24 protein-coding genes, 1 tRNA gene and 2 pseudogenes are annotated in these 23525 nt (G+C 64.2%); 11 read left to right on the top strand and 16 right to left on the bottom strand.

The features are described 5' to 3' along the window. Positions 1–19: 19 nt before the first annotated feature. Positions 20–1810, bottom strand: a complete 1791-nt coding sequence (locus ACZ5KU_RS15800) for a cytochrome c biogenesis protein DipZ (protein WP_416769030.1) — start codon at positions 1808–1810, stop codon at positions 20–22. Between the two features lie 104 nt (positions 1811–1914). Beyond that, complete coding sequence (gene msrB / locus ACZ5KU_RS15795) at positions 1915–2433, bottom strand: peptide-methionine (R)-S-oxide reductase MsrB (RefSeq protein WP_416769028.1); 519 nt, start codon at positions 2431–2433, stop codon at positions 1915–1917. A 175-nt stretch (positions 2434–2608) separates the two neighbouring features. On the opposite strand from msrB, the gene ACZ5KU_RS15790 reads away from it, so the two are divergent. Both ACZ5KU_RS15790 and ACZ5KU_RS15785 read left to right on the top strand, forming a co-directional pair. Continuing rightward, positions 2609–3325, top strand: coding sequence for a response regulator transcription factor (locus ACZ5KU_RS15790; RefSeq protein ID WP_054058860.1), 717 nt, complete (start codon positions 2609–2611; stop codon positions 3323–3325). After that, positions 3322–4784, top strand: a pseudogene (locus tag ACZ5KU_RS15785) (sensor histidine kinase). Before ACZ5KU_RS15790 ends, ACZ5KU_RS15785 begins: the two are co-directional and overlap by 4 nt. Position 4785: 1 nt before the next feature. Here ACZ5KU_RS15785 and ACZ5KU_RS15780 read toward each other — a convergent pair. Then, positions 4786–5664 carry a LysR substrate-binding domain-containing protein gene (locus ACZ5KU_RS15780; RefSeq protein ID WP_054058858.1) on the bottom strand — a complete coding sequence of 293 codons (879 nt, stop codon included), beginning with the start codon at positions 5662–5664 and terminating at the stop codon, positions 4786–4788. Positions 5665–5758: 94 nt separating this feature from the next. On the opposite strand from ACZ5KU_RS15780, the gene ACZ5KU_RS15775 reads away from it, so the two are divergent. Beyond that, positions 5759–6637: an EamA family transporter gene (locus tag ACZ5KU_RS15775; protein WP_273820863.1), complete on the top strand. Its 879-nt coding sequence runs from the start codon at positions 5759–5761 to the stop codon at positions 6635–6637. Positions 6638–6644: 7 nt separating this feature from the next. Here ACZ5KU_RS15775 and ACZ5KU_RS15770 read toward each other — a convergent pair whose 3' ends face one another. Further along, complete coding sequence (locus ACZ5KU_RS15770) at positions 6645–7775, bottom strand: patatin-like phospholipase family protein (protein WP_416769027.1); 1131 nt, start codon at positions 7773–7775, stop codon at positions 6645–6647. A gap of 236 nt (positions 7776–8011) precedes the next feature. Then, on the bottom strand, positions 8012–8764 hold the full coding sequence (locus ACZ5KU_RS15765; RefSeq protein ID WP_054058855.1) for a DUF899 domain-containing protein: 753 nt from the start codon (positions 8762–8764) through the stop codon (positions 8012–8014). Positions 8765–9006: 242 nt separating this feature from the next. Between ACZ5KU_RS15765 and ACZ5KU_RS15760 the strand changes: the two genes are divergently transcribed. After that, positions 9007–9432 (top strand): YciI family protein, encoded by a 426-nt coding sequence (locus tag ACZ5KU_RS15760; RefSeq protein ID WP_416769026.1) that lies wholly within the window; start codon positions 9007–9009, stop codon positions 9430–9432. 23 nt (positions 9433–9455) lie between these two features. Further along, positions 9456–9866: a VOC family protein gene (locus ACZ5KU_RS15755; protein ID WP_054058853.1), complete on the top strand. Its 411-nt coding sequence runs from the start codon at positions 9456–9458 to the stop codon at positions 9864–9866. Between the two features lie 133 nt (positions 9867–9999). Here the strand turns inward: ACZ5KU_RS15755 and ACZ5KU_RS15750 are convergent, their stop codons facing one another. The 4 genes from ACZ5KU_RS15750 to ACZ5KU_RS15735 form a co-directional block, all read right to left on the bottom strand. Further along, a complete protein-coding gene (locus ACZ5KU_RS15750; protein WP_054058852.1) occupies positions 10000–10188 on the bottom strand; it encodes a hypothetical protein in 189 nt (62 codons plus the stop codon). 155 nt (positions 10189–10343) lie between these two features. Further along, positions 10344–10823 carry a VOC family protein gene (locus ACZ5KU_RS15745; RefSeq protein ID WP_054063258.1) on the bottom strand — a complete coding sequence of 160 codons (480 nt, stop codon included), beginning with the start codon at positions 10821–10823 and terminating at the stop codon, positions 10344–10346. Between the two features lie 37 nt (positions 10824–10860). Beyond that, complete coding sequence (locus tag ACZ5KU_RS15740) at positions 10861–12039, bottom strand: cystathionine gamma-synthase (RefSeq protein WP_416769025.1); 1179 nt, start codon at positions 12037–12039, stop codon at positions 10861–10863. Then, the gene (locus tag ACZ5KU_RS15735; protein ID WP_416769024.1) at positions 12036–13412 is read right to left on the bottom strand and encodes a pyridoxal-phosphate dependent enzyme; all 1377 of its coding nucleotides are present in this window, start codon (positions 13410–13412) and stop codon (positions 12036–12038) included. Before ACZ5KU_RS15735 ends, ACZ5KU_RS15740 begins: the two co-directional genes overlap by 4 nt. 314 nt (positions 13413–13726) lie before the next feature. Here ACZ5KU_RS15735 and ACZ5KU_RS15730 point away from each other — a divergent pair. Continuing rightward, positions 13727–13801, top strand: a tRNA-Gln gene (locus tag ACZ5KU_RS15730). Positions 13802–13998: 197 nt separating this feature from the next. After that, positions 13999–14732: pseudogene (locus tag ACZ5KU_RS15725) on the top strand (CPBP family intramembrane glutamic endopeptidase). A 16-nt stretch (positions 14733–14748) separates the two neighbouring features. Here ACZ5KU_RS15725 and ACZ5KU_RS15720 read toward each other — a convergent pair. The 4 genes from ACZ5KU_RS15720 to ACZ5KU_RS15705 form a co-directional block, all read right to left on the bottom strand. Continuing rightward, complete coding sequence (locus tag ACZ5KU_RS15720; protein WP_416769023.1) at positions 14749–15495, bottom strand: creatininase family protein; 747 nt, start codon at positions 15493–15495, stop codon at positions 14749–14751. A gap of 205 nt (positions 15496–15700) precedes the next feature. Beyond that, on the bottom strand, positions 15701–16699 hold the full coding sequence (locus ACZ5KU_RS15715; protein ID WP_054058846.1) for a bile acid:sodium symporter family protein: 999 nt from the start codon (positions 16697–16699) through the stop codon (positions 15701–15703). Positions 16700–16964: 265 nt separating this feature from the next. Further along, positions 16965–18011, bottom strand: a complete 1047-nt coding sequence (locus ACZ5KU_RS15710; protein WP_416769022.1) for an alginate lyase family protein — start codon at positions 18009–18011, stop codon at positions 16965–16967. Positions 18012–18129: 118 nt separating this feature from the next. Continuing rightward, entirely contained in the window at positions 18130–19377 is a 1248-nt protein-coding gene (locus ACZ5KU_RS15705; protein WP_416769021.1) for an MFS transporter, read from the bottom strand. Positions 19378–19450: 73 nt separating this feature from the next. On the opposite strand from ACZ5KU_RS15705, the gene ACZ5KU_RS15700 reads away from it, so the two are divergent. After that, on the top strand, positions 19451–20140 hold the full coding sequence (locus ACZ5KU_RS15700) for an ArsR/SmtB family transcription factor (protein WP_416769020.1): 690 nt from the start codon (positions 19451–19453) through the stop codon (positions 20138–20140). 11 nt (positions 20141–20151) lie between these two features. Here ACZ5KU_RS15700 and ACZ5KU_RS15695 read toward each other — a convergent pair whose 3' ends face one another. The 3 genes from ACZ5KU_RS15695 to ACZ5KU_RS15685 form a co-directional block, all read right to left on the bottom strand. After that, positions 20152–20541, bottom strand: coding sequence for a GNAT family N-acetyltransferase (locus ACZ5KU_RS15695; RefSeq protein WP_416769019.1), 390 nt, complete (start codon positions 20539–20541; stop codon positions 20152–20154). A 326-nt stretch (positions 20542–20867) separates the two neighbouring features. Beyond that, positions 20868–21089, bottom strand: a complete 222-nt coding sequence (locus ACZ5KU_RS15690; RefSeq protein WP_464735806.1) for a hypothetical protein — start codon at positions 21087–21089, stop codon at positions 20868–20870. After that, positions 21089–21439, bottom strand: coding sequence for a cytochrome b (locus tag ACZ5KU_RS15685; protein ID WP_464735805.1), 351 nt, complete (start codon positions 21437–21439; stop codon positions 21089–21091). The genes ACZ5KU_RS15690 and ACZ5KU_RS15685 overlap by 1 nt, the downstream gene beginning before the upstream one ends. 181 nt (positions 21440–21620) lie before the next feature. Between ACZ5KU_RS15685 and ACZ5KU_RS15680 the strand changes: the two genes are divergently transcribed. The 3 genes from ACZ5KU_RS15680 to ACZ5KU_RS15670 all read left to right on the top strand — a co-directional run bounded on the left by ACZ5KU_RS15680 (position 21621) and on the right by ACZ5KU_RS15670 (position 23482). After that, positions 21621–21848 (top strand): PLD nuclease N-terminal domain-containing protein, encoded by a 228-nt coding sequence (locus ACZ5KU_RS15680; protein ID WP_054058841.1) that lies wholly within the window; start codon positions 21621–21623, stop codon positions 21846–21848. A 126-nt stretch (positions 21849–21974) separates the two neighbouring features. Continuing rightward, a complete protein-coding gene (locus ACZ5KU_RS15675) occupies positions 21975–22817 on the top strand; it encodes a hypothetical protein (RefSeq protein WP_464735804.1) in 843 nt (280 codons plus the stop codon). Continuing rightward, positions 22727–23482 carry a hypothetical protein gene (locus tag ACZ5KU_RS15670; protein WP_464735803.1) on the top strand — a complete coding sequence of 252 codons (756 nt, stop codon included), beginning with the start codon at positions 22727–22729 and terminating at the stop codon, positions 23480–23482. Before ACZ5KU_RS15675 ends, ACZ5KU_RS15670 begins: the two co-directional genes overlap by 91 nt. Positions 23483–23525: the final 43 nt, after the last annotated feature.

The raw sequence follows: 23525 nt of genomic DNA, 5'->3' as shown, positions 1-23525 counted from the left end.
TCATGCATCCTCTTGGCAATCAACCGAAGGTAAAGGCGTAGGCCTGCACACCGGGGTCGAGAAATTCGATGGAAAAGGTGTGGTCGCCGACGTCACCGGCCTGGCGCACCAACTGATACAGGCGCTGTTCGGTCACCGTGCCCTGGCCGTTGGCGTCGGTATCGGTGCCGTGGTCCGCGCCCGGCGCCTTGCCATCGACCTGCACCTTGAAGCGAACGGGTTGGCCGCTGGCGGAAGGGCCGAGCACCAGATGCAGGTCACGGGCATGGAAGCGGAAAACGATAGAGCCGCCTGCCTGGTTCAAGGCCGCCTGTTCCGGGCGCACGGTCCAGTTGCCCGCCAGGCCCCACTGATTCAGCTGCGGTTGCCGGGGCGCGTCATAGGTCTTGGGTTGGTCGGCGAGCTGCTGGCCCGGGGAAGCAAAATGCTCGGCACGGTCATAGCCGATGTAGGTTTCCGGCGATTTCACTTCGGCTTCATCCGCCGCCTGCATCACACCGCTGGCCTGGGTGCTGACCACGCCGCCGGAGACGTTCCGGTTGCCGGCTTCGGCCAGCAGTTGCTGGATCACCTGCTCGGAGCCGGCATAGTCGCCTTCGCCGAAGTGGTGGTAGCGCACCCGGCCCTGGGCATCGATGAAGTAGTGCGCCGGCCAGTACTGGTTGTTGAAGCCACGCCAGATGGCGTAGTCATTGTCGATCGCCACCGGATAGCGGATCCCCAGCTTGCTCACGGCCTGGCGTACATTGTCGATGTCGCGTTCGAAGGCGAACTCCGGAGCATGCACGCCGATCACCACCAGGCCCTGGTCGTGGTATTTCTGTGCCCAGGCGTTGACGTAGGGCAGGCTGCGCAGGCAGTTGATGCAGGAGTAGGTCCAGAAGTCGATCAGCACCACCTTGCCCTTGAGTTCGGCGGCGCTCAGGGGGGCCGAGTTGAGCCACTGCACGGCGCCGGAGAGATCGGGCAGGGTGCCTTCGACCGGCAGGGGGCGTTCAGTCGACGTTTTGGCGGCCATGGCCATCATGCTGCCGGCCGGTTGTTCATCGTGAACCACCGCCGCCATCATTGCGCCTGGCTGCGGCGCCGGGTTGAAGGTATCCAGCAGTTTCTGCTCGATGCCGGCAGTGGCGACCGTCGAGACCCGGGTCAGCAGGCCGGTGTCCAGGCCCAGGGCGATCGCCGCCACCCCGGCGAGCATCGCCGCGCCGAGACCGCGGCGTAGCCACTGGCCGGTCCCGAGGTTGCGTTTCATCGCGCTGAATACCCGACCACCGACCAGCAGGGCACCGGCCAGGGAGGTGGCGGCACCGGCGGCGTAGGCCAGCAGCAATAGCGTGGTGCCGATGTTGGCGCCCTGCAGGGCCGCACCGGTGAGGATCAGGCCGAGGATCGGCCCGGCGCAGGGAGCCCACAGCAGACCGGTGGCGATACCGAGAACGAACGACGAGCGCACGCTCGGCTGCCCGCTTTCCGCCTGGGCCGAGCGTGACAGCCGGTCACCGGCCGAAACCAGCGGCCGCGCCAGGCGATCGGCCAGGTGGGGGAAGAGCAGGGTGATGGCGAAGAAGGCCATCAGCGCCATCGCCAGCCAGCGCCCGTACTGATTGGCCCGCACCACCCAGCCACCGCCGACGGCGGCGAGGGTGGCGACCAGGGCGAAGGTCAGGGCCATGCCGCACAGCAGCGGCAGGCCGCTGCGGCGCAACGATTCGCCGGAGCGGGCGAACACGAAGGGCAGCACCGGCAGGATGCACGGGCTCAGGATGGTCAGCAGACCGCCCAGGTACGCCAGGATGATTAAAAACATGATGCAGATCCTTGTCGATGAAGTTGAAACGTTGCCGGCCGTGGGGCTCTGGCTGGGGTTGGTCCCTGTAGGAGCAGAGCTTGCCCGCGAACAGGCCCAGCCGCTCAGCCCGCACGCGGCGTGAAGCTCATCGCCACGCCGTTCATGCAGTAGCGCAAGCCGGTCGGTGCCGGCCCGTCGGGGAACACGTGGCCCAGGTGGCCGCCGCAGCGATGGCAATGCACTTCGGTGCGGACCATGCCCAGCGAGCTGTCGCGACGGGTGCCGACGGCGTTCTCCAGCGGCGCTGTGAAGCTCGGCCAGCCGGTGTGGCTGTCGAACTTGGCCGAGGAGGAAAACAGCGTCTGCCGGCAGCCGACGCAGGCGAAGACACCGGCGCGGTGTTCATCGTTGAGGGGGCTGCTGTAGGGGCGTTCGGTGCCCTCATGGCGCAGCACCTGGTACTGGCTGTCGTTCAGCATCGCCCGCCATTCGGCGTCGCTGTGGTTGACCTCGAAGGTCTCGTCCGTGACGCCTGGGGCAGCGTTGCCGCCGAGGGTGGCGGCCACCGCGCGCCAGTCGACGAAACCGGCGGCGAGCAGGGCGGCGGCACTGGAAAGAAGAAAGCGTCTTCTGCTGGACATGGCATGATCTCCACGGCAATTGATCAGGCTTTCAGTGTCGGCCGGCAACGGTCGCCAAATCCTCCCGCAAAGTTAAATTAATCGTGAACATTTTCCCCCTGCCGATTCGGCACAATGGGGCGGACGTCATATGCTGTGAACGTCCCGGATATTTCACCTGCAGGAACGTCACACCATGGATTCACCCAAACGCATTCTGATCGTCGAGGATGACCTGCACCTGGCCGGGCTGCTGAGCCTGCACCTGCGGGACGAGGGCTACGAGGTCACCCATTGTGCCGACGGCAATCTGGGCCTGGCACAGTTGGAGAAGGGCGGCTGGGATGCGCTGATCCTCGACCTGATGCTGCCGGGCGTCGATGGCCTGGAAATCTGCCGCCAGGCCCGGGCCATGGCGCGCTACACGCCGATCATCATCACCAGCGCCCGCTCCAGCGAGATGCATCGGGTGCTGGGCCTGGAGCTGGGCGCCGACGACTACCTGGCCAAGCCGTTCTCGATGCTCGAGCTGGCGGCGCGGGTCAAGGCCCTGCTGCGGCGGGTCGATGCCCTGGCCAGGAGCCTCAAGGTCGACGCCGGCAGTCTCGAACTCAACGGCCTGAGCCTGGACCCGCTGGCCCGCGAGGCCCGGCTCGACGGCCAGGCACTGGACCTGACGCCACGGGAGTTCGACCTGCTGCACTTCTTCATGAAGAACCCCGGTACGGTGTATTCACGCCTGGATCTGCTGAACCAGGTCTGGGGTTACCAGCACGATGGCTACGAACACACGGTCAACACCCATATCAACCGCCTGCGGGCGAAGATCGAGGTCGATCCGGCACAGCCCGAACGGATTCTCACGGTCTGGGGCCGCGGTTATCGTTTTGCTCCCGCGGGGCGTGCCGAATGAACCTGAGCCTGTCCCAGCGCCTGTCCGTGGTGTTCTCGATCCTGCTGCTGGCCTGCTGCGGCGCCTCGGTGTGGCTGCAGGTGCGCGCCAGCGACATGCACGAAAAGGAGGTGGTGCAGGGGCTGTCCCGCGACCTGGCCCGCAGCATCGCCCTGGAAAACCGCCTGGTGGGTACCGAGGGCCTGACCATGGACGGTGTGCGGGCGCTGTTCGGCCAACTGATGAACGTCAACCCCAGCGTCGAGGTGTACCTGCTCGATCCGAGCGGGCGGATCACTGGCGACGCCGCGCCCCAGGGCCATCTCAAGCGTGACCAGGTCGACCTGGAGCCGATCCGGCGCCTGCTGGACGGCCAGCCGCTGCCGATTCTGGGCGATGACCCGCGCAGTACCGATGGACGCAAGGTGTTCAGCGCCGCCGCGCTGCACGGTGGCGGCAAGGCGTTGGGCTATCTCTACGTGGTCCTGCAGGGCGAGGAGCATGACCGCCTGGCGGCGCGCGTGAGTGCCAGCACGGTGTTGCGCACCACGCTGTGGGCCATGGGCCTGGTGGCACTGCTGGGGTTGATCGCCGGTCTGATTGCCTTTCGCCTGATCACCCGGCCACTGCGTCGCCTGACCGAGACCATGCGCGATTTCGACACCGATGCCGCCCCGGTCAACCCGCCGACACTGCCTCTTGCCGGTTCGGGGGGGGCAACGAAATCGAGGTGCTGGAAGCGAGTTTCGCCCAGATGGCGGTGCGTATCGGCGAACAGTGGCGGGCCCTGACCCAACTCGACCAGGACCGGCGCGAGCTGGTGGCGAACATCTCCCATGACCTGCGTACGCCACTGGCGTCCCTGCACGGTTACCTGGAAACCCTGTCGCTCAAGGGCGAGCTGCTGGCGCCGGACGAGCGCAAGCGTTACCTGGGCACCGCGCTGGCGCAGAGCAACAAGGTCCGGCAACTGGCCCAGGCCCTGTTCGAACTGGCGCGCCTGGAGCATGGCGAGGTGCGTCTGGAACGGGAGGATTTCTCCCTCAGCGACCTGATCCAGGACGTGTTCCAGAAATTCGAGCTGATGGCCGAAACCCGCCATTCGAAGCTGTTGGCGGTACTGCCGCGCGGTGCGGCGATGGTGAGTGCCGACCTCGGCATGATCGAACGGGTGCTGACCAACCTGATCGACAACGCCCTGCGTCATACCCCGGAAGGCGGCAGCATCGAGGTGGCGCTGGTGCATGCATCGGGCAAGGTCCGGGTGACCGTCAGCGATACGGGGCCGGGTATCCCGCCCAAGCTGCTGGACAACCTGTTCCGGCGTCCCTTCAACCAGGACGGCGACCGTCGCAGCGGCGGCCTCGGCCTGTTGATCGTGCGGCGTATCCTGCAGTTGCACGACAGCCAGATCCGTCTGCTGTCGGTGCCCGGCAAGGGCGCGGTGTTCTGTTTCGAGCTGGCCGCAGCGGGCGAGTGAGTCAGGCGCTGGGGATGTTCAACGCCTCTTCGAGAAATCGCTGCATCGCCCTGACAGCCGGGGCCTGGACGGCAGGGACGGGGCGCACGTAGAGCCCGAAGGTCACCACCGGTGCGGCTGGCAGACCTTCGGCAGCCCCCAGCACCCGCATGCTTTGCGTACGGATGTTGCCTTCGAGCAGTACCGCAATGCCCAGGCCGGCCTCGACCGCCGACTGCACCGCCGGCAGGCTGGTGCTGCTGCACACCACCCGCCAGCCGATACCGGCCTGTTTCAGTTGCTGCTCCACCCGCGGCTGCCACAGGCAGGTGCCACTGAAGGTCACCAGGGACAGGACCCGGGCGTCCAGCGTCGGTTCGAGCACCAACCCACGGGCGCCGACCCAGAACAGCGGCAACTCCCAGCTCACCTGGGGCCTGGCGTTGATGCCATGGGTGTCGCCGACGACGATATCCAGTGCACCCTCGAGCAGCCGGGCGGACATGGCTGCGCTGCTGTCGACGGTGATTTCCAGGCTGACCTGCGGATAGGCCGCGGAAAACCGTTGCAGGGCCCGCGGCAGGCTGCCGATGGCGATATCCTCCAGCAGGCCCAGGCGCACCGTGCCCGCCACCTGGCTGGCCGCCAGTGCCCGCCGGGCATCGGCACCGGTGCCGAGAATGCTGTGGGCGTAGGGCAGCAGGGTATGACCGGCCTCGGTCAGGCGCAGGCCACGGGGCGAGCGTTCGAACAGCCGCCGCTCCAGGTCTTCCTCCAGGCGGCGCAGTTGCATGCTGACGGCGGCCTGGGTCCGCCCCAGGCGCTGGGCGGTAGCACCGACCGTACCGGTCTCGGCGACGGTGGCGAAAGTTCGCAGCAGGCTGCTGTCGAGATCGCGCATTATCAGAATTCCTTAAGCTGGAATCAGGAATATCAGCTTATTTGAATGTCGGCCGGCTGGCTAGGATAGGCGCTCATTGACAGGAGTTTTTGCCATGCAGGACAACGCCGCCGTACTGAACCCCCCAGTCGCACGCACCTCTCGCCGGAATCTGTTGCTGGCCGCGGGGCTGTGCGTGCTGTCGATGCTCTTCGTGCAATTCGGTGCGGCACTGTCGACACCAACCATGGACAGCTATGGAACCTTCAGTACCACCTGGTTGCGCCTGTGCTGGGCGGCGGCGATCCTGGGACTGCTGGTGCGTCCGCGGTTGCGCAGTTACTCGTGGTCGCGCTGGGGGGCCGCCGCCGGGCTGGGGCTGGCCATGGCGGTGATGACCAGCTGCTTTTTTGCCGCCATCCAACGCATTCCCCTGGGGCTGGCGATCGCCATCGAGTTTCTCGGGCCGCTGCTGGTGGCGAGCCTGGCCATCCGTCGTTGGCGGGCGCTGGTCTGGCCGTTCCTGGCGCTGCTGGGCGTACTGCTCCTGGCGCGTAATGACCAGGGCTGGGTCGGTGAACCCCTGGGGCTGCTGCTGGCCTTGGGTTCGGCGGCGGGCTGGGCCGGCTATATCCTGCTGATGAAACGGGTCGGCAGCTTGTTCTCGGGGTTTGAAGGACTGTCGGTGTCGCTGCTGGCCGCTGCCGTGATCACCGCACCCTTGGGGCTGTGGCAAAGCGGAGGGCACCTGCCGTGGCTGCAGGTGGCCAGTTGTGCCGGGCTGGCGCTGTTCGTACCGCTGCTGCCCTATGGCCTGGAGATGATCGCACTGCGGCGGATGCCAACCTCGGCGTTTGGCATCCTGATGAGTGTCGAACCGGCGGTCGGTGCATTGGCCGGCTACGTGGTGCTGAGCCAACCGATGGTGCCGCTGCAGTTCGCCGGCACCGCCCTGGTGGTCAGTGCCAGCCTGGGTGTGCTGGTGCTGCCTTGAGCGACGCTCAGGCCGGTTCCTGGGGGCGGCTTGTCGCCGATACTGCCGGCAACAGGCCGTATTGCCGGTCGGTGACCCGCGCCACGGCATGACCATGCCGGGCGATACGGTCGAAGACCTCGTTGCTCAGGCGATTCAGGCTGGTGGGGAAGCTTGCGGCAAACGCCGCATCGCTGCCTGCCGGCGCCTCGATCAGCGCGCTGGCGATGCCCAGGTAGCTGCCGCGTCCGGGCGCCTGGTCGAGGTATTCGACGAAGCTGCGTATCCGCAGGGCCCGGGACTGGTCGGACATGATGTCGGCCATGCGCTTGAGCCGCCAGGGGCTCAGTACGCCGGCCTGGAAGCCCGGCTTGAGTGGTGCGCCGGCATCACAGACGACGATCGGGTATTCGTAGCGTTTGCTGCGTCCGGTGGCCGCGTCGAAGAACGGCTCCAGGCCGAGGTTGTCGTAGACACCACCGTCATACAGGTGCAGCCTGGCGAAGGGCGGTTTGGTTGGCACCGCCGTGTTCAACGGCGCATCCCAGCCGCGTTGCATCCATTTGAAGCGCCGGCTGTCGAGCACCAGCGGGCCGATGCCGCCGGGAAATGCCGCCGAAACCGCCAGGGCCTCGGCCAACGGCATGTCGCTCGTGGCGGCGTAGCCGATGGAGTAGTCGCCCATGTTGCTGCGCTTGAAGCGAAAGCGCTTGCCGTTCTCGGCCGTGGTGCCGTTGATCGACCAGTCCGGCCGGCCACCGACCTGCGACAGCAGGCCATCCACGCCCCATTCGTTGCGCAGGCCCAACGCCAGCAGGTTGGCCCGCGACAGCAGGAAGCGCCAGTTCAGCGGATTGAGCAACTGGCGCAGGCCACTGAGCAGCAGGCTGCGTGAGCAGAGTTTTTCCCGCAGCAGCGGATACAGCCGCTGCAAGAACTGCGCCGAATCGGGCCACTGCCCGCCGTTCTCATGCAACAGCAGTCCCACCAGCAGGCTGCCACCGGAAACGGTCGAGAGCTGGCTGACCCGCTCCAGCGCCTGTTGTTCGGCCAGATACCTGAGTACCCCCAGATGAAACACCATGGCCCGGACACCGCCCCCCGAGAGGGCCAGGGCGAAATCCGAACGTTGACCAAGCGAGACGGCGGCAGAATCCATTGTTCCTCTCTGACAGGGGCTGATAGGGGAAAGAGTGCAGTAATAGCTTTTCGATATTAACCGTTCTGCTGACGAATGGTCGTGTTTGCCCGCCCAACCCCGGACTTTCGACCGGGGAGGGGAGCAAAGTCAGCATATTTTGTAGGACTGGTCTGAATTGCTGGTGACGGGCAGGCCCGGCATGAACTTGTCAGCGTACGCCGATCTTATGACGAACGTGGCAACAGGCTCATTGATTATTTATCGCCATGGGACCCGCAGCAGGCGTGCCGGGCACTGTCGGTGTAGCGATCATGGAACCGGACCCAGTTCATGATCGGGCCTTCGTTGCGTCCCTTGGGCGTCAGGTCGAGGAAGTTGTGCGCGCCGATCAGGATGTCCAGGCCTCGCGCATAGGTTGAATAGGTATGGAAGATCTCACCTTCGCTGTTGCGGTAGAACACGCTGAGCCCGGGCATTTCCTCGGCACCGCCGGCGAGGCGTTGGTAGTTGTAGTCGATCTGGCCGCTGGCCCGTTCCTCGGGCGAAAAGCTCACGCCGAAGTCGTGGTTGAAGTCGCTGCCGGCCGAGGACAGCCACTCGAACCGCCAGCCCATGCGCCGTCTGAAGGCCTGGAACCGGGCCCACGGCGCGTGGGAAATGGCAACGAACGCAACGTCGTGATGGGCCAGGTGCAGGTTGGCACCGTCGAAATGATCGGCCAGGAACGAACAGTGGGGGCAGCCCTCGGCCCAGCCGTCGCCGAACATGAAGTGATAGACGATCAACTGGCTGTGGTTGCCGAACAGGTCGGCCAGCCGTCGCGGGCCATCGGCACCTTCGAAGCGGTAGTCCTTGTCGACCCGCAGCCAGGGCAGGGCACGCCGCGCGGCGCTGAGCTGCTCGCGCTGACGGCTGAGGGCCTTCTCCTGGATCAGGTGTTCCCGACGCGCCGCCAGCCACTCCTGGCGCGATACCACGGCATGTTGTTCAACGTTGGGCTGGTTCATCACGAGGTTTCCTTGTGGTCGGTGCCGCCCGGCAAGGGCGCCGGGAAGCGGTGGGGGTACAGTTCTATGCTTAGTCGATTGGCGTCAGGCCTTCTCGACAGTCGCTTGTGGGCAACGTCTGAACCGGACCAGCGGCATTGCTGGAAAAATATTTTCAGCGGCCTGTCGATTCCGTGCCCGGCCGTTCGATTAACCCGTAGAGCCGCCACAGGGACGGCTCATCCACCATCAGGAGAACAGCCATGCGATTTATGGTGATCGTCAAGGCCAGCCCCGAATCGGAAGCCGGGGAAATGCCCAGCGCGCAACTGCTGGCCGCCATGGGCGCCTACAACGAGGAACTGGTGAAGGCCGGGGTGATGCTCGCCGCCGAGGGCCTGCATCCCAGTTCCAAAGGGGCCCGCGTACGCTTTTCCGGCAAGCAGCGTACGGTCGTGGAGGGTCCCTTCATCGAGACCAGGGAATTGATCGCCGGCTTCTGGATCTTCCAGGTCCAGTCGCTGCAGGAGGCCATCGATTGGGTCAAGCGCTGCCCGAACCCGATGGTCAGCGACAGCGATATCGAGATTCGCCAGATCTTCGAAGCCGAGGATTTCGGCGAATGCCTGACCCCCGAGTTGCGTGAGCAGGAAGAACGCCTGCGCACGCAGTTGTCCGGACAACCGTGAAACCTGACGACAGGAGATCCACCATGAGAATCATTCCCTACCTGACCTTCAACGGTGACTGCAAGGAAGCCTTCGCTCTGTACAAGCGCGTGCTGGGCGGCGAGCTGTTTTCGCTGTCCTTTGCCGATGCACCCGCGGAGGCTGAAGTGCCCAAGGACAGTGACAAGATTTTGCATGCCTGCCTGACCGTGGGCGGGTTCAGCCTGATGGCCTCGGACTGCCCGTCCGGCCAGCCGTTTCAGAAACCGCAGGGGGTATCGGTCTCCCTCAACGTCGACAGCGCCGCCGAGGCCGAGCGGTTGTTCAAGGGGCTGAGCGAGGGCGGCAAGGTTTTCATGCCGCTGGCGAAAACTTTCTGGGCTGAACGTTTTGCCATGTTCGAGGATCGTTTCGGCGTGGCCTGGATGGTCAACTACGAAGGGGCCAAGTCGTAACCCCGCACTCTTCCGGATTGCACGGTCTTGTGCCGGACCGGAGACTTGTGGGAGCGGGCTCGCCCGCGAAGCGTTTAGCGGTCCTGAGGACCCGTTCGCGGGCAAGCCCGCTCCCACTATCGAATCCTGCGGGTCAGGCGGTCTTGCGCCGCTCGACCCCGGTCGGACTGCCCAGGTCGGCCATTCGACGTTCGATCAATACATTGCGCAGGGCCTGACGCGAAGGTGCGTCCAGTTGGTGCGCGCGCAGATTGAGTTCCAGCAGAATCGGGGTGGACCAGTTGCGGTAGGTGCGTTCGGCCATCAGTACGGGGGTCGTCATTGATTTCTCCTTGAACAATGGTTTGCCGGGCAAACGGGGATTCCATGAGTTGCCAAGGCTAGTAGAGAACCCAAAATGGTGCATGCGATGTCCGACGGCTGGCATTGTGCAATCGTGCTGTTCGTCGGATATCGCCCTTGTCCCGAAAACACCGCTCAGCCCTTGAGGGCCGCCTCGATCACGGCGATGTCGATCTTGCCCATCCCCATCATTGCGTCGAATGCGCGCCTGGCCGCCGCCGGGTCCGGATGGCTGATCGCCGCGGTCAGCGCACGTGGCGTGATCTGCCACGACAACCCCCATTTATCCTTGCACCAGCCGCAGGCACTTTCCTGCCCGCCATGGCTGACGATCGCCTGCCACAGCCGGTCGGTTTCGGCCTGGTCGTCGGTCGCCACCTGGAAGGAGAAGGCCTCGCTATGGGGGAAGGTCGGGCCGCCGTTGAGGCCCAGGCAGGGGATGCCCATGACCGTGAACTCGACGGTCAGGACATCGCCCTGTTTTCCCGAGGGGTAGTCGCGGGGAGCACGGTGGACTGCGGTCACCGAACTGTCGGGGAAGGTCTGGGCATAGAAGGTCGCGGCTTCCAGTGCCGTGCCGTCGAACCAGAGGCAGATGGTGTTTTTGCTGGGCATGCCGATACTCCTCGGTTGATGGTCGGGAGGTTGTGTTTCAGATCCGTGCCAGGGCCTGTGCCAGGTCGGCCCGCAGATCCTCGACGTCCTCCACGCCCACCGACAGACGTACCAGCGCATCGCCGATCCCCAGTTGGGCGCGTGTCGCTGGAGGGATGGTGGCATGGGTCATGATCGCCGGGTGCTCGATCAGGCTTTCCACGCCACCCAGGCTTTCGGCCAGGGCAAAGATCCGCACGTTTTCCAGAAAGCGTCGCGAACCGGCCAGGTCGGTTTTCAGATCGACGCTGATCATCCCGCCAAAGCCGCGCATCTGTCGACGCGCCAGTTCGTGCTGCGGATGGGACGGCAGGCCGGGGTAATGCACCCGCGCCACCTGTGGCTGGCGTTCCAGCCAGGTCGCCAGTTCCAGGGCGTTGCTGCAATGGCGCTCCATGCGCAGCGCCAGGGTCTTCACGCCGCGCAGGGTCAGGAAGGCATCGAAGGGCCCGGAAATGGCCCCCACCGCGTTCTGCAGGAAACCCAGGCGGTCGGCCAGTTCGGTATTCTGCCCCACCACCGCGATGCCGCCGATCACGTCGGAATGGCCGTTCAGGTACTTGGTGGTCGAATGCACGACGATATCGAAACCCAACTCCAACGGCCGCTGGATCCAGGGACTGGCAAAGGTATTGTCGGCGACGCAGAGGATGCCCCGGTCACGGCACAGGCGGGCAACGGCCGCCAGGTCGGTGAGGCTCAGCAGGGGATTGCTCGGCGTCTCGATCCAGACCATCCGTGTATCTGCCTGCAAGGCCGTCTCCAGCGCATCGGGGACGGTCAGGTCGACGAAGCTGAATCGATGCCCGGCGCTGCGCTGGCGCACCTTGTCGAACAGGCGGAAGGTGCCGCCATACAGGTCGTTGCCGGAGACCACATGGGCACCGGCGTCGAGCAGTTCGAGCACGGTGGAGATAGCCGCCAGCCCGGAAGCAAAGGCGAAGGCCCGGCTGCCGCCTTCCAGGTCCGCCACGCAACGCTCCAGGGCAAAACGCGTGGGGTTGTGCGAGCGGCCGTAGTCGAAGCCCTTGTGCACCCCGGGGCTGTCCTGCAGGTAGGTGGAGTTGGCGTAGATCGGCGGCATCAACGCCCCGGTGGTCGGGTCAGGCGCCTGACCGGCATGGATCACCCGGGTGGCGAAGGCGCGGCTGGCCGCGGATTGGTCGTGCTGGCTCATGCGAGGGATCTCCGCAGGTGATTGAGCAGGTCGAAGCGGGTGATCAGGCCGTGGAAGCCCGAAGCGTCGGCGATGATCGCCACCAGCCCGCGGTCCAGTTCAGCCTGCAGTTCGGCGAGGCTGGCGCCGGGCGAGAGGGTCTGCAACTGGTCGGTCATGACGCTGGCGACACTCAGGCGGAAATGCGCGGCATCGTCATGCATGCCGAGCAGGATGTCGGACTCGTCGATGACCCCGACCAGTCGTTGCCCATCGACCAGTACCGGCAGTTGCGAAACGTCCGCCAGGCGCATGCGCTGGAAGGCGGTCAGCAGGGTATCGTCCGGGCCGACGCTGATCACCCGGCCGTCCTCGAAGCGGCGGGCGATCAGGTCGCGCAGGTCGCCGTAGCGCTTGACCTGCAGCAGGCCCTGGTCGTTCATCCACTGGTCGTTGTAGACCTTGGACAGGTAGCGGGTGCCGGTGTCGCAGACGAAGGTGACGACGCGCTTGGGCCGGGTCTGCTCGCGACAGTAGCGCAGTGCCGCCGCCAGCAGGGTACCGGTCGAGGAACCGCCGAGAATGCCTTCGGCGCGCAGCAACTGGCGGGCGTGGTCGAAACTTTCCTCGTCGGTGATCGAATAGGCCTGGCGCACGCTGGAGAGGTCGGCAATCGACGGAATGAAATCCTCGCCGATCCCTTCCACCGCCCACGAGCCGGCCGTGCCGAGGGTACCGCTGCGGCTGTATTCGGCGACCACCGAACCCAGCGGGTCGGCCAGCACCATCGCCAGGTTCGGCTGCACGCGCTGGAAGAACCGGGTCAGCCCGGTGAGGGTGCCGGCCGAACCGACGCCGACGACGATGGCGTCGACGTCATGCTGGGTCTGCGCCCAGATCTCCGGTGCGGTACTGGTTTCGTGGGCCAGCGGGTTGGCCGGGTTGTTGAACTGGTCGGTGAAAAAGGAGTCGGGAATTTCCCTGGCCAGCCGGGCGGCGACATCCTGGTAGTACTCGGGATGGCCCTTGCCGACGTCGGAGCGGGTGATATGCACCTCGGCGCCCATGGCCTTGAGGTGCAGGACCTTCTCGGTGGACATCTTGTCCGGTACCACCAGTACCACCCGATAGCCCTTGGCCCGGCCCACCAGCGCCAGGCCCAGGCCGGTGTTGCCGGCAGTGGCCTCGATGATGGTCGAGCCCGGGCGCAGCCGGCCGTCGCGCTCGGCGGCATCGATCATGGCCAGGCCGACCCGATCCTTGATCGAGCCGCCGGGGTTTTGCGATTCGAGCTTGAGAAACAGCGTACAGGGGCCGGTGTCGAAACGGCTGACCCGGACCAGCGGTGTATTGCCGATCAGTTCGAGCACGGCGGGGCGGGAATTGTTCTGCATGTCTTCACCTCGTTACGGATGGCTTCGTATTGGATGGACAGCGGCCCGGGGAGCGGGTTGTGAAGGAGTGGTGTTTGGACCATAGGTCGGGATTGCGCCGATCGCAAACGGGCGGGGGCAGGGTGTTTTGTCCAGGGGCGTGCCATCAGGGAATGGCGGTCTGCTGGCCACCCATAAATAAGTAGCTGTATTCAAAGAATTTTTTTATCTGATGGGGCTTCCCATCGCGAATAAAGGTTGATACATTTGTCCTCGTTGTCGCAGTGGCCCGCCAGGGTCGCCAAGGAAAGCGACAATGTCAGCTTCAAATCTACAGGGGCGTCGCCAAGCGGTAAGGCAGCAGGTTTTGATCCTGCCATGCGTTGGTTCGAATCCAGCCGCCCCTGCCATTTTATCTCTTCTCAAGTTTTTATTTTCAGACTGATTACAGTCCTGAATTCCGTTTCCCCGATTGAATGCACGCTACGGATATCTGCACGCTGGCGAGCTTCCACAGGGAATCACGCCACATTCAGGATTGTTCGCACAGCCGGAAACTTGCTAAAACGGACGCCTCTCACTGCGCGCCGATACCAGGGATGGCCGAATGATCCATGACGGACTCGTCGTTCTGATCCACTACGGGCTTTACCTGATACCCGGCCTGCTGCTTTGCGGGTTCTGGTTTGGCCTGGTGCCTGGGACCCAGCCGGCCCTGCGCATCATGATCCTGCTGCTGACCTTCGTGCTGCTGCGCGACGCGATGACGCCGCTGGGCCTGTGGTCGCTCAGCGGCGACCTGCAGATCGGCTTTATCGCCAATCCGTTCGTGCTGACCGTGCTCGGTGGCTTGTCCCTGGGGCTGATGGCGCTATTGGCCTGGCGGGTGCCGTCGTTGTGGCAACGGGTTGTGTGGTTCAGGGCAACCGTATTGCCGGGCCGGTGCTGGGTGTCGCTATCGGCTGCCTGATCGGCTTGCCGTTGCGGCTGTATCAGGGCATCGAACCGGCCGCGATCGCCGGCTACTGGAGCTGGTTCCCCGCAATGCTGGTGCTGGCCTATGGCGCCAATGCGCTGGAGGAGGTGCTGTTTCGCGGGTTCCTGCAAGGCTATCTGGAGCAGCAGGTGTCGCTGCTGCGGGCGGCGTTGATCAGTGCCGTGGCGTTTTCCGCCTGTCATGCCTTCCTGGCGCTGACGGTTACCCAACTGGGTTGGCCGGTGCTGCTCTTCACCCTGCTGGAGGGGCTGGCTTGTGCGCTGGTTCGCATGCGCCATGGCGTGCTGGCTTCGACGGCGACTCATGGCACGGCGATCCTGCTGATTGCCGTGCCAATGCTCTAGTTCAGGCCAGCCGTCACTACGGGAGTGCTTCGCGGCTGAAGGCTTGCACTTCCTTCACCAGGCTCTGTGCCGCCAGGTGCACCAGAGCGCCGCCCTTTTCCACGCTGGCCAGGGCCGGGTCGGAGCCCATGCGGCCATCCGGGAAGCGTGCACGGAAGTCGAGCGCTTCGCGGATCGGCCCGGTGTTGGCGATCTGCGGCGAGTACTCGGCCGACTTGATGGCGTCCGGATAGGCCCACTGCGTCACAGCGATCTCCGAAGGCGTGGCGTGGCTGCCGTGGCCGGTCGGGAACTGCTCACGAGCCAATTCGCCGACGCCCTCAAGGTCCCACCAGTTGCACAGCTTCAGGGCGAAACCGGCGCGGCGCCTGGCGAAACTGGCTTCGGCATACAGTTCGGAGAACGCTGCCTCGATCGAGGCGATGTTGCCGCCGTGGCCGTTGAGAAACAGGATCTTCTCGAAGCCGTGACCGGCCAGGGAGCGTACCCAGTCGCCGATGGCGGCGATGAAGGTCGACGGCCGCAGCGAGATGGTGCCTGGAAACGCCAGGTGGTGTTGAGCCATGCCGATGTTGAAGGTCGGAGCGATGAGGATATCGGCGCTTTTCTGCGCCTCATGGGCAATGATCTGCGGACACATCCAGTCGGTCCCCAGCAGCCCGGTGGGGCCATGCTGCTCGTTGGAGCCGATGGGTACGACGATGGTACGGCTGCGTTCGAGAAACTGGCCGATCTCGGTCCAGGTCGACAGGTGCAGAAGCATTGGATTTCCTCATGGCTGCTTGTTATGTACGGCACATGCTGCACCGCTGTCGCTGACTCGGCAAGGGTACTGCCGATCCGGTCCACCGTCCCTGCGGGAACCGGAAATGCCTTCTGTGGGAGATTCTAGGGTTCTGCGCGAGGCTTGGGGGCCTTTTCGCGGGCAAGCCACGCTCCTACAGTCAGGGGGTGACCCTGGCAGGGCTTCAAGGATCGACCTGGCCCATCAGTTCGCCAACTGACTCCGGGCGCTTGGCGTAGCGCTGGGCCAGCACCGCGCAGACCATCAGCTGGATCTGGTGGAACAGCATCAGCGGCAGGATCAGCACGCCGATGGTACTGCCGGCGAACAGCACCTGGGCCATGGGTACGCCGGTGGCCAGGCTCTTCTTCGAACCGCAGAACAGGATGGTGATACGGTCTTCCTGGTCGAAGCCGAAGGCCTTGCCCAGCAGGGTCGACGCTGCCAGAACCAGCCCCAGCACCACACAGCAGACCACCACCAGGCCGGCCAGGTCGCGGACGGGGATCTGGTGCCAGATGCCTTCGTTCACCGCTTCGCTGAAGGCGCTGTAGACCACCAGCAGGATCGAACCCTGGTCGACGAACTTCAGCCAGCTCTTGTTGCGGCCGACCCAGGCGCCGATCCAGCGCCGGGCGATCTGGCCGGCAATGAACGGCAGCAGCAGTTGCACGCTGATCTTCACGATGGCATCGAGGGTGGAGCTACCCTCGCCATGCACATTCAGCAGCAGGGTCACCAGCAGCGGCGTGAGGAAAATGCCGAACAGGCTGGAGGCCGCCGCGCTGCAGATCGCCGCCGGTACGTTGCCTCGGGCCAGGGAAGTGAAGGCGATCGCCGATTGCACCGTGGCGGGCAGGGCGCAGAGGTAGAGCATGCCCATGTACAACGAGTCGCCGATCAGCGGCGAGAGCACCGGCTTGAGCGCCAGGCCCAGCAGCGGGAACAGCACGAAAGTCAGGCCGAACACCAGCAGGTGCAGGCGCCAGTGGCCGGCACCGGCGAGGATCGATTCGCGCGAGAGCTTGGCGCCGTGCAGGAAGAACAGCAGGGCGATGGCGATGTTGGTCAGCCAGCCGAAACCGACCGCCACCTGGCCACTGGCGGGCAGGAGGCTGGCGAGAATCACCACGCTGATCAGTGTCAGGGTGAAGTTGTCGGGCAGGAAGCGGGGTCGGGTCATGGGGGGCGTTATCCGGGGACAGAAACAGTATGGGCACTTTAGCCGGTTCGATGCCTTCCGACTAACGCCAATAAGTCCCTGGATATCGCCTAACGGACACCTGTCCGGAAACACCCCTGGTCTGAGCCGTGTGCGATCCCCGTGGGTGCGGCTTGCCGGCGCTCCGCGATGGGCGGCAAGCCTGCTCGGTGATTGAAGCCGTCGGGTCGATTGCTATCGCCAGCAAGCCGGCTCCCCCAGGGACCTTGCAAACATCGCGGGTCACCTATTTCAGGTAGCAGGCGCCCAGCCAATCCGGCGGGTTGGGCGCCAGTTGCCGGGCGAGCGGCAGATAACGCTGGTCCAGCTGTGCCGCCAGCCAATACAACTGGCTGCTGCTTTTCGGTTCCCAGCTACCGCTGTAGCCGCTTTCGCCAACACCTGCACGGTCACGGTCGAATTTCACGGTGGTATGGACGAACTCCTGGTGGCTGCGTTGTCCGCTGGCGTAGGTCGTGAGCCAGTCGAGCGAGTGCGCCAGCCAAGCGCCGCCTGGTGTGCGGTAGTCCAGCCAGTTGCCGCCGATGCCGTAGGGGCGGGCCGCCAGCGCGGCCTGGACCAGTGGCTCTAGGTCATAGACGACGTAGTGCAGGGCATCGCGCTCCTTGAAGTCGGTAACGGAGCCATCGGGCAGCAGGTTATCGGCGACCTGTTGGCGAAAGAGCCCGAAGGCCTGCCTGAGCATCTGGCGGTCAGCCAGCGCGGCTGCAGCCAGGGTAACGAGCTTGACCCGATGGCTCTGCCAGTTGTTGGTATGGGTCCCCCCCTTGGCGCCATGGAACTGGGCGACCTGGGCCAGGTAGCCATTGCCGAGGTTGCGCAGGAAGGCGCGACTGGTCTCGCGGGTCTGCGGCCGCAACTGTCCGGCGGTCAGCGTGTAGGCCTCGATCAGTTGCTCAAGTTGGGTCTCGTCGATCGGATTGAAATCCGGCTGATAGGTGCTGAACCAGGCCGCGAGGCCTTCATCGACCTGCTTCAGATAGCGTGGATCCCCGCTCAGGCGCCAGGCCAGTGCTGCCCGACGCAGGATCGGCCAGTCCCTCTCGGCGGCAATGCTCTGTTCGCGTATGCCCTGGCCTGGCAGGGTTCCTTCGGTGTGCAGACGGGCCAGCGGTTGGGGCGTGGCGCTCAGTTGCCGACTCGCCGCAGCCAGTAGTTGCCTGGCAGACGGACTGCTGGCGGAGGGTTGGCAGACACTGGCGATCCCGGAACCGCCGGGGTCCGGTTCCACGGCAGCGAAGGCGGCGCTCGAGAGTGCGGTGCACAGCACCATGCAAAATCTCAATCCGGCATGTGCCTTGCGGCGAGCAGTCAGTGACACGTTCCATTCCGGTGTTTGAGGGGCGACGCGGAAAATCTAGCACGGCGTGGTTCTCGGCAAGATGAAAGGATCAGGCCGTCGGTTCATGTAGCAGAGGCCTTTGTTCCTGTCTGCCCAACTGCAGGGAGAGGATCGCCAAGCCCTGGACCATAGCCGCGCAGCCCAGCAGCAGAAGTTCCCCCTGTGCGGCGCCGGCCAGGCTCTTGAGCGCACCGAACAAGGCCGGCGCAAAGGCATAGCAGCCTTGGGCCGTGGCAACGATCAGCGTGACCACTCGCTGGGTCTGCGCCCCTGGAAACTCCACTTGTGCAATCAGCGGTGGCAGCGAGGTGGCGTTGCCGATGCCTACGCCGAACAGGATGACCCCGACCCACAGCGACTCGGGGAAAGCTCCCAGCCCAGTCAGCACCAGGCAGCCGAGCAGTTGGCAACCGTAGCTCAGGCAGGCGACGTTGCGGCGATTCGCCCCCGCTGGCATCAGCCAGCCCACCAGTGTGCGACCTGCGATTGCGCTTGCCGTTGCCAATCCCATCGCCAGCCCGGCACGGGTCTCGCTGACATGCCCGGTCAGGATGAGAAACAGGTGAGTGACCAGCCCGATCTGGGCGAACAGGCCCAGCGACATGGCCACCGCCAGGGTGACGAAGCGACGATCGCGCCAGAGCGAGGTGGTTACGGCCATGGGGGCAACGGCTGGCTGCACGGGCGGTTGTGCGGCACCGTCGGCATACTGCCCGAGCATTTCCGGACGGAACCTGAACACCGTGATTGCCAGCACGGCAATGGTCGCCGTCGACACGCTGGCAATCACGAGGGCCGCCTGGCTGAAGCCGATCCGCTCGATCAGGTACACCCAGGCCGAGGAGAAAATCACGCCGCCGATACTTGCGCCGTTATAGGCCGTTGCCAGGGCGGATGGGCGCTTGAGCACAAACCAGGGAGAGATGAGCGCATTGACGGCGGCCGCGCCGAGCGTGACCCAGCCCAGGCCGCTCAGGGTCGCGGCGATGAACAGTTGGTAGGGCTGGGCGGCGATGGACCAGCCGTAGATGCCGACGCCCAGCAGCACCGAACCCAGCACGGTGGTGAGAGGAAGTCCGAGGCCCCTGTAGAGCCGGGGCAGATTCACCACTACCAGGATTCCCGCGAGGAAATGCAGGGTAACTGCCGCCGAACACAGTGGCAGGGGCCAACCGGTGCGCTGGATCACCGCGTGAAGGAAGATCGGCGGCCCATAGAAACCGATACCCCAGCCAAACACCGCCATCAGGAAGGTCGCTGCCACGACCTTTCGGCCAAAAAAATTCGCTTGTTTCATGAATGCATCCTTTCAACAGGTTTTTGGCGAGTATGATGCGCGCTGACAGAGATACTTCATGTAATGGTGAACTATGGATGCAGAAACAACTGACCTGTCCCTGGCAGCCGTCGCCGGTGCGATCGCCGATCCGGCACGGGCACGAATGCTCTGCAGCCTGCTCGATGGTCATGCACGTACGGCCACGGAACTGGCGGCCGTGGCTGATATCGGTGCGTCTTCGGCCAGCGGGCACTTTCTGCGCCTGCGTGAGCAGGGACTGGTTGAAATGCTGGTGCAGGGCAGGCATCGCTACTATCGCCTGGCCAATTCCCAGGTGGCTCGGGCCCTGGAGGCGCTATTGGCAATCAGCGCCCGCGATGTGGTGCCGTTCCAGTCGGCAACGCCTTCAACCTTGCGGCAGGCCAGGACCTGCTATGACCACATCGCGGGAGAGGTCGCCGTCAGGCTGCATGACGCGCTGTTACGAGGAAACTGGATCGAGGCTGCGGGCAGGGATTACCGCTTGACGGCACAGGGAACCAGCGCCCTGGTTCGTTTGGGCATCGATGTCGAGGCGGTGTCCCGCCAGCGCCGACGCCTGGCCTATCCCTGCCTGGACTGGAGCGAACGTTCCCCGCATATCGGTGGGGCGTTGGGGGCGGCGTTGCTGGAGTTGCTGCTCAAGCGTGGCTGGGTCAGCCGTCATCTTGATTCACGCGCCCTGAGTCTGACGTCCAAGGGCGCCAAGGGGTTGGATAAGGCGTTTGGGATGAGTGATTGAGAGATCCACAATCATCCAACCGATATTTCCAGTATCTCGTCTCCAGCTTCATCCAGCGTGCCTGTCGAGGTCCAGCCCAGGTGCCGGTAGAAACCGTAGGAGCGTACGCTCGGGTCGCTGGCACATGCCAGGAACAAGCGCTTGAACCCTTGATCTCGCAAGGTATCGGTCATCATCGCCAGCAGGTGTTTACCGATGCCCTGGCCCTCGTAGGCGGGTAGCAGGGCCAGCACGGTGATTTCCCCGGTATCCCGTTCACCAAAACAGTAGCCGACGATCTGGCCGTCCACGCAGGCGACGAAGCCGGGAGCGCTGCCGTCCAGGATGCCTGCGCTCCAGGACTCGACGGTGATCCCCAGGGCGCGCAGATCCTCCTCGGTGAACGCATTTTCTCTCGTCAACCCGCGGATCCTGATGCAGGTCGATGAATCAGCCGGTTCGGCGCGGCGGAAGGTTAGATGGGGCACCAGGCAAATCCTCTCGGTTCGGGCTGTCTTGTCACAGGATGAGAAACCGCTCGACCACTTTTGCGGACAAGTGGTTGATAGGCAATTTGCGTTAGTAAATAGGCAACAGCCGATCCTCTACAAGCCTCGGGATGATGGAATTACATTGTTTTTCAATGTTTAACAGACGGCTACACGCTGGTAACAGGTGAAGGGGAAAGTAGGTTGCGTGAGCAGGTTTCGAGCCCAGCCTGAGTGGCCGGTTCAACGTTGCAGGGATGTCATCGGTTTTCCGGGCGAGGTTGGCGATTGAGCATCCTGCCCAATACCGATCTTCCCATCAGCTGATGTTGCACCACCGCCAGCAGGTGCAGCGCAACCAATCCGCCGAGCAGTGCGCACATGACATGGTGTTCCTGATGCAGTTGCAGCAACGCGGATCTGGAATGGACCCACTGTGGCAACTCGAACAGATCGAGTATCTCCACCGGGTGATTCATCATCAGCACCCCGTGACCAGCACGGCAGTCACCGTGGCATAGATCGCCACATGGGCAAGCCCGGCCAGGCGAGCCTGCCAGCCACGGTGGGCGGGGTGCGCGGGGGCCTTTATCGCGAGCCAGAGACGCCAGGCGAAAAACGGGATGAAAAGGCTGGTGAGTTGAGGGTTGAACGACTCGACCCATTGCCGAAATGGCGCGTGCTGATCCAGCAGGGTCACGCCGAAGCCGCTGAAGGTCGCCCACAGGATCACGGCGGCAGATAACCAGTGCAGGAAGATGCGGGGTTTGGAATAGATGCCTGTTTCGCTGTCCTTGAGCATGGGCGTGGGGTAGTGGGAATGCTGAGTCAACGGGATGCCTTTTAGGAAATGAGTCTGATTCTCATGGGTGGCAAAAGGATATCTCTCTGAGCATGGGCTGTAAATTCCGACGATTCGCGCGGATTTCGGGAGTGAGGCGCAAACCCCATGAAATCCGAATGAACCCTCGCCACTGGCTCCTACCTAACGTCAGACACAAGGGAGGAAAACCATGCAAATCGAATATGTCTGGATCGCCCTGGCGGTGGTGGTGTTGCTGGTCGAGTTGTGGGCCATCAGGAGTGTGCTCAGGAGCGGACGGAGCGCCGGCACCAAGGGATTATGGATCGTCGTGCTGATCTGGGTGCCGGTGCTGGGCCTGGTGCTCTGGTTCTTCATCGGGCCGAAGGAGCCGACCCGGGAATTGCCGGCTACCGGACAGGGAAGGGGGTCGTTGTAGAGTGGCGACTTGTAGAGTGGCGATTCGTATCATCCGCTATTTGTGAACGGGGTCGCCTGGCGCCGATAGGCGGCCCGACGGGTGTGAGTCTAAGATGTGCACCCCAATCGCCGAGGAAGGCCGCTGATGCAATCCCCATTCGATCCACGGCTTCATGTCGATTGGAAAATACCTGGCGGCGAGCTGCTCGCGCTGTTCCAGCATTACTATCCCCAGATCAGCGTATTTTCCGGCGCAGGGTTCGAGGCGCTGCTGGATGAATTGTCCAACGAAATGGCTGAAGTCTGCCTGCAGGCCCTGGTGCCCCTGTTGGCGCAGCAGGGCTACGACGTGTGGAACCTGGATGCCGGAGCCGATGACTATCGGCCGGTCATCGTGCCTGTTGAACAACGCCAGGCCTTTGCCCGGTACTGGGAGAAGGACCACGGCGAGCCAAGGCTCACCCCGACCTTGATCGGCGCACAACAGCCGTCCGTGCCCGAGCCCGACAAGGCCAGGGGCAAGCGCCGCAAGCTGAACTGGCTGCAGGAGGTGCACCACTATCCGGGCGCCACCTACGTTGACGAGACCCACTACATCAACGGTTGGGCCTCGATCACCGAGCAGGACGAAGAGCACTGGCAGTGTTTCCTGATCAATTACAACCCATGGCCGCCGACCGAACAGGACATGCTCGAGCACCGAGCCGATGGCACGGACGGGGCGGACCTGCAACTCATCCATGCCAGCCCGAGCGCAGCCTGTGGAAGCGCCGCGTCAAGAGGGGGGAACGCCACGGCGAAGACCGGTTCCGCTATGAAACCTGCCAGGGGCAGGCGATCCAGCCTTTCGGTCCGGCGGGGGTGGATTGGCCGGAGTGCGAGTGGACCACCCTGGTCATGGATTCGCGGATATTCGAACGCCAGCGCCTGTATGAGCCGGAACACCTCACGCGTATCTGGCGTATCACCGCGGACTCCAGTGAGGTGATTTTCGAGTACCCGGATGACGTGGCGATCCTGCAGATCGGCTCCCGTCGTTTGCTGTTCATGCAATACAACGGGCCGCGATGCTGGATCTGGGATGAGGAGCAGCCGGGCCAGGCCGCGGCTGCCCGGCCGATGCCCGCAGGCGGTGCCCAGGACTGGGCCTCCAGCCTGTACCTGGGCAACGACGAAGTGCTGCTGTTCAGCCAGGGCCAGCGCCAGAATCCGGAGGATGCGGGTTGGGGCGAGCGGGTATTGGAGGCATGGCGTTTCAACTTCGTGACCGGCAGCGCGAGCAGGGCGGTGCTGGATGGGTTTGGCAGCGAGATGCGCCAGCAGACACAGTATTTCGTCACGCAGCCCAAGCGCACGATCACGCTGCGCACCTTCCATGGCAGGGTGCAGGCTTGCCGTGGGCACGGCGATTGGTGGGTGCTGAACTATCAGTCCAACAGTTTCGGCACACGGACCATCGCCTGGTTCTGGAACCAGAGCAGCAACCGGGTGCTCAAGCTGTCGTCCAGGGATATTCCACGGGTCGAGCCGACGATTCGCTACCTGCCGACCCAGGATCGTTACCTGGCGTTCGAACGGGATTTCGTCGCACGGCTGCCGGCGTTTGCCGAGATGGTCGAGGCCAAGGGCTGTGAGGTGCTGGTCTTCGAATAGTCGGTGAAAGCCCGCTCCCACAGGAGAGCGAGCTGCAGTGCCT

Source organism: Pseudomonas sp. Tof1, from assembly GCF_055390395.1.
This window is presented reverse-complemented; position numbering and strand designations above follow the sequence as displayed.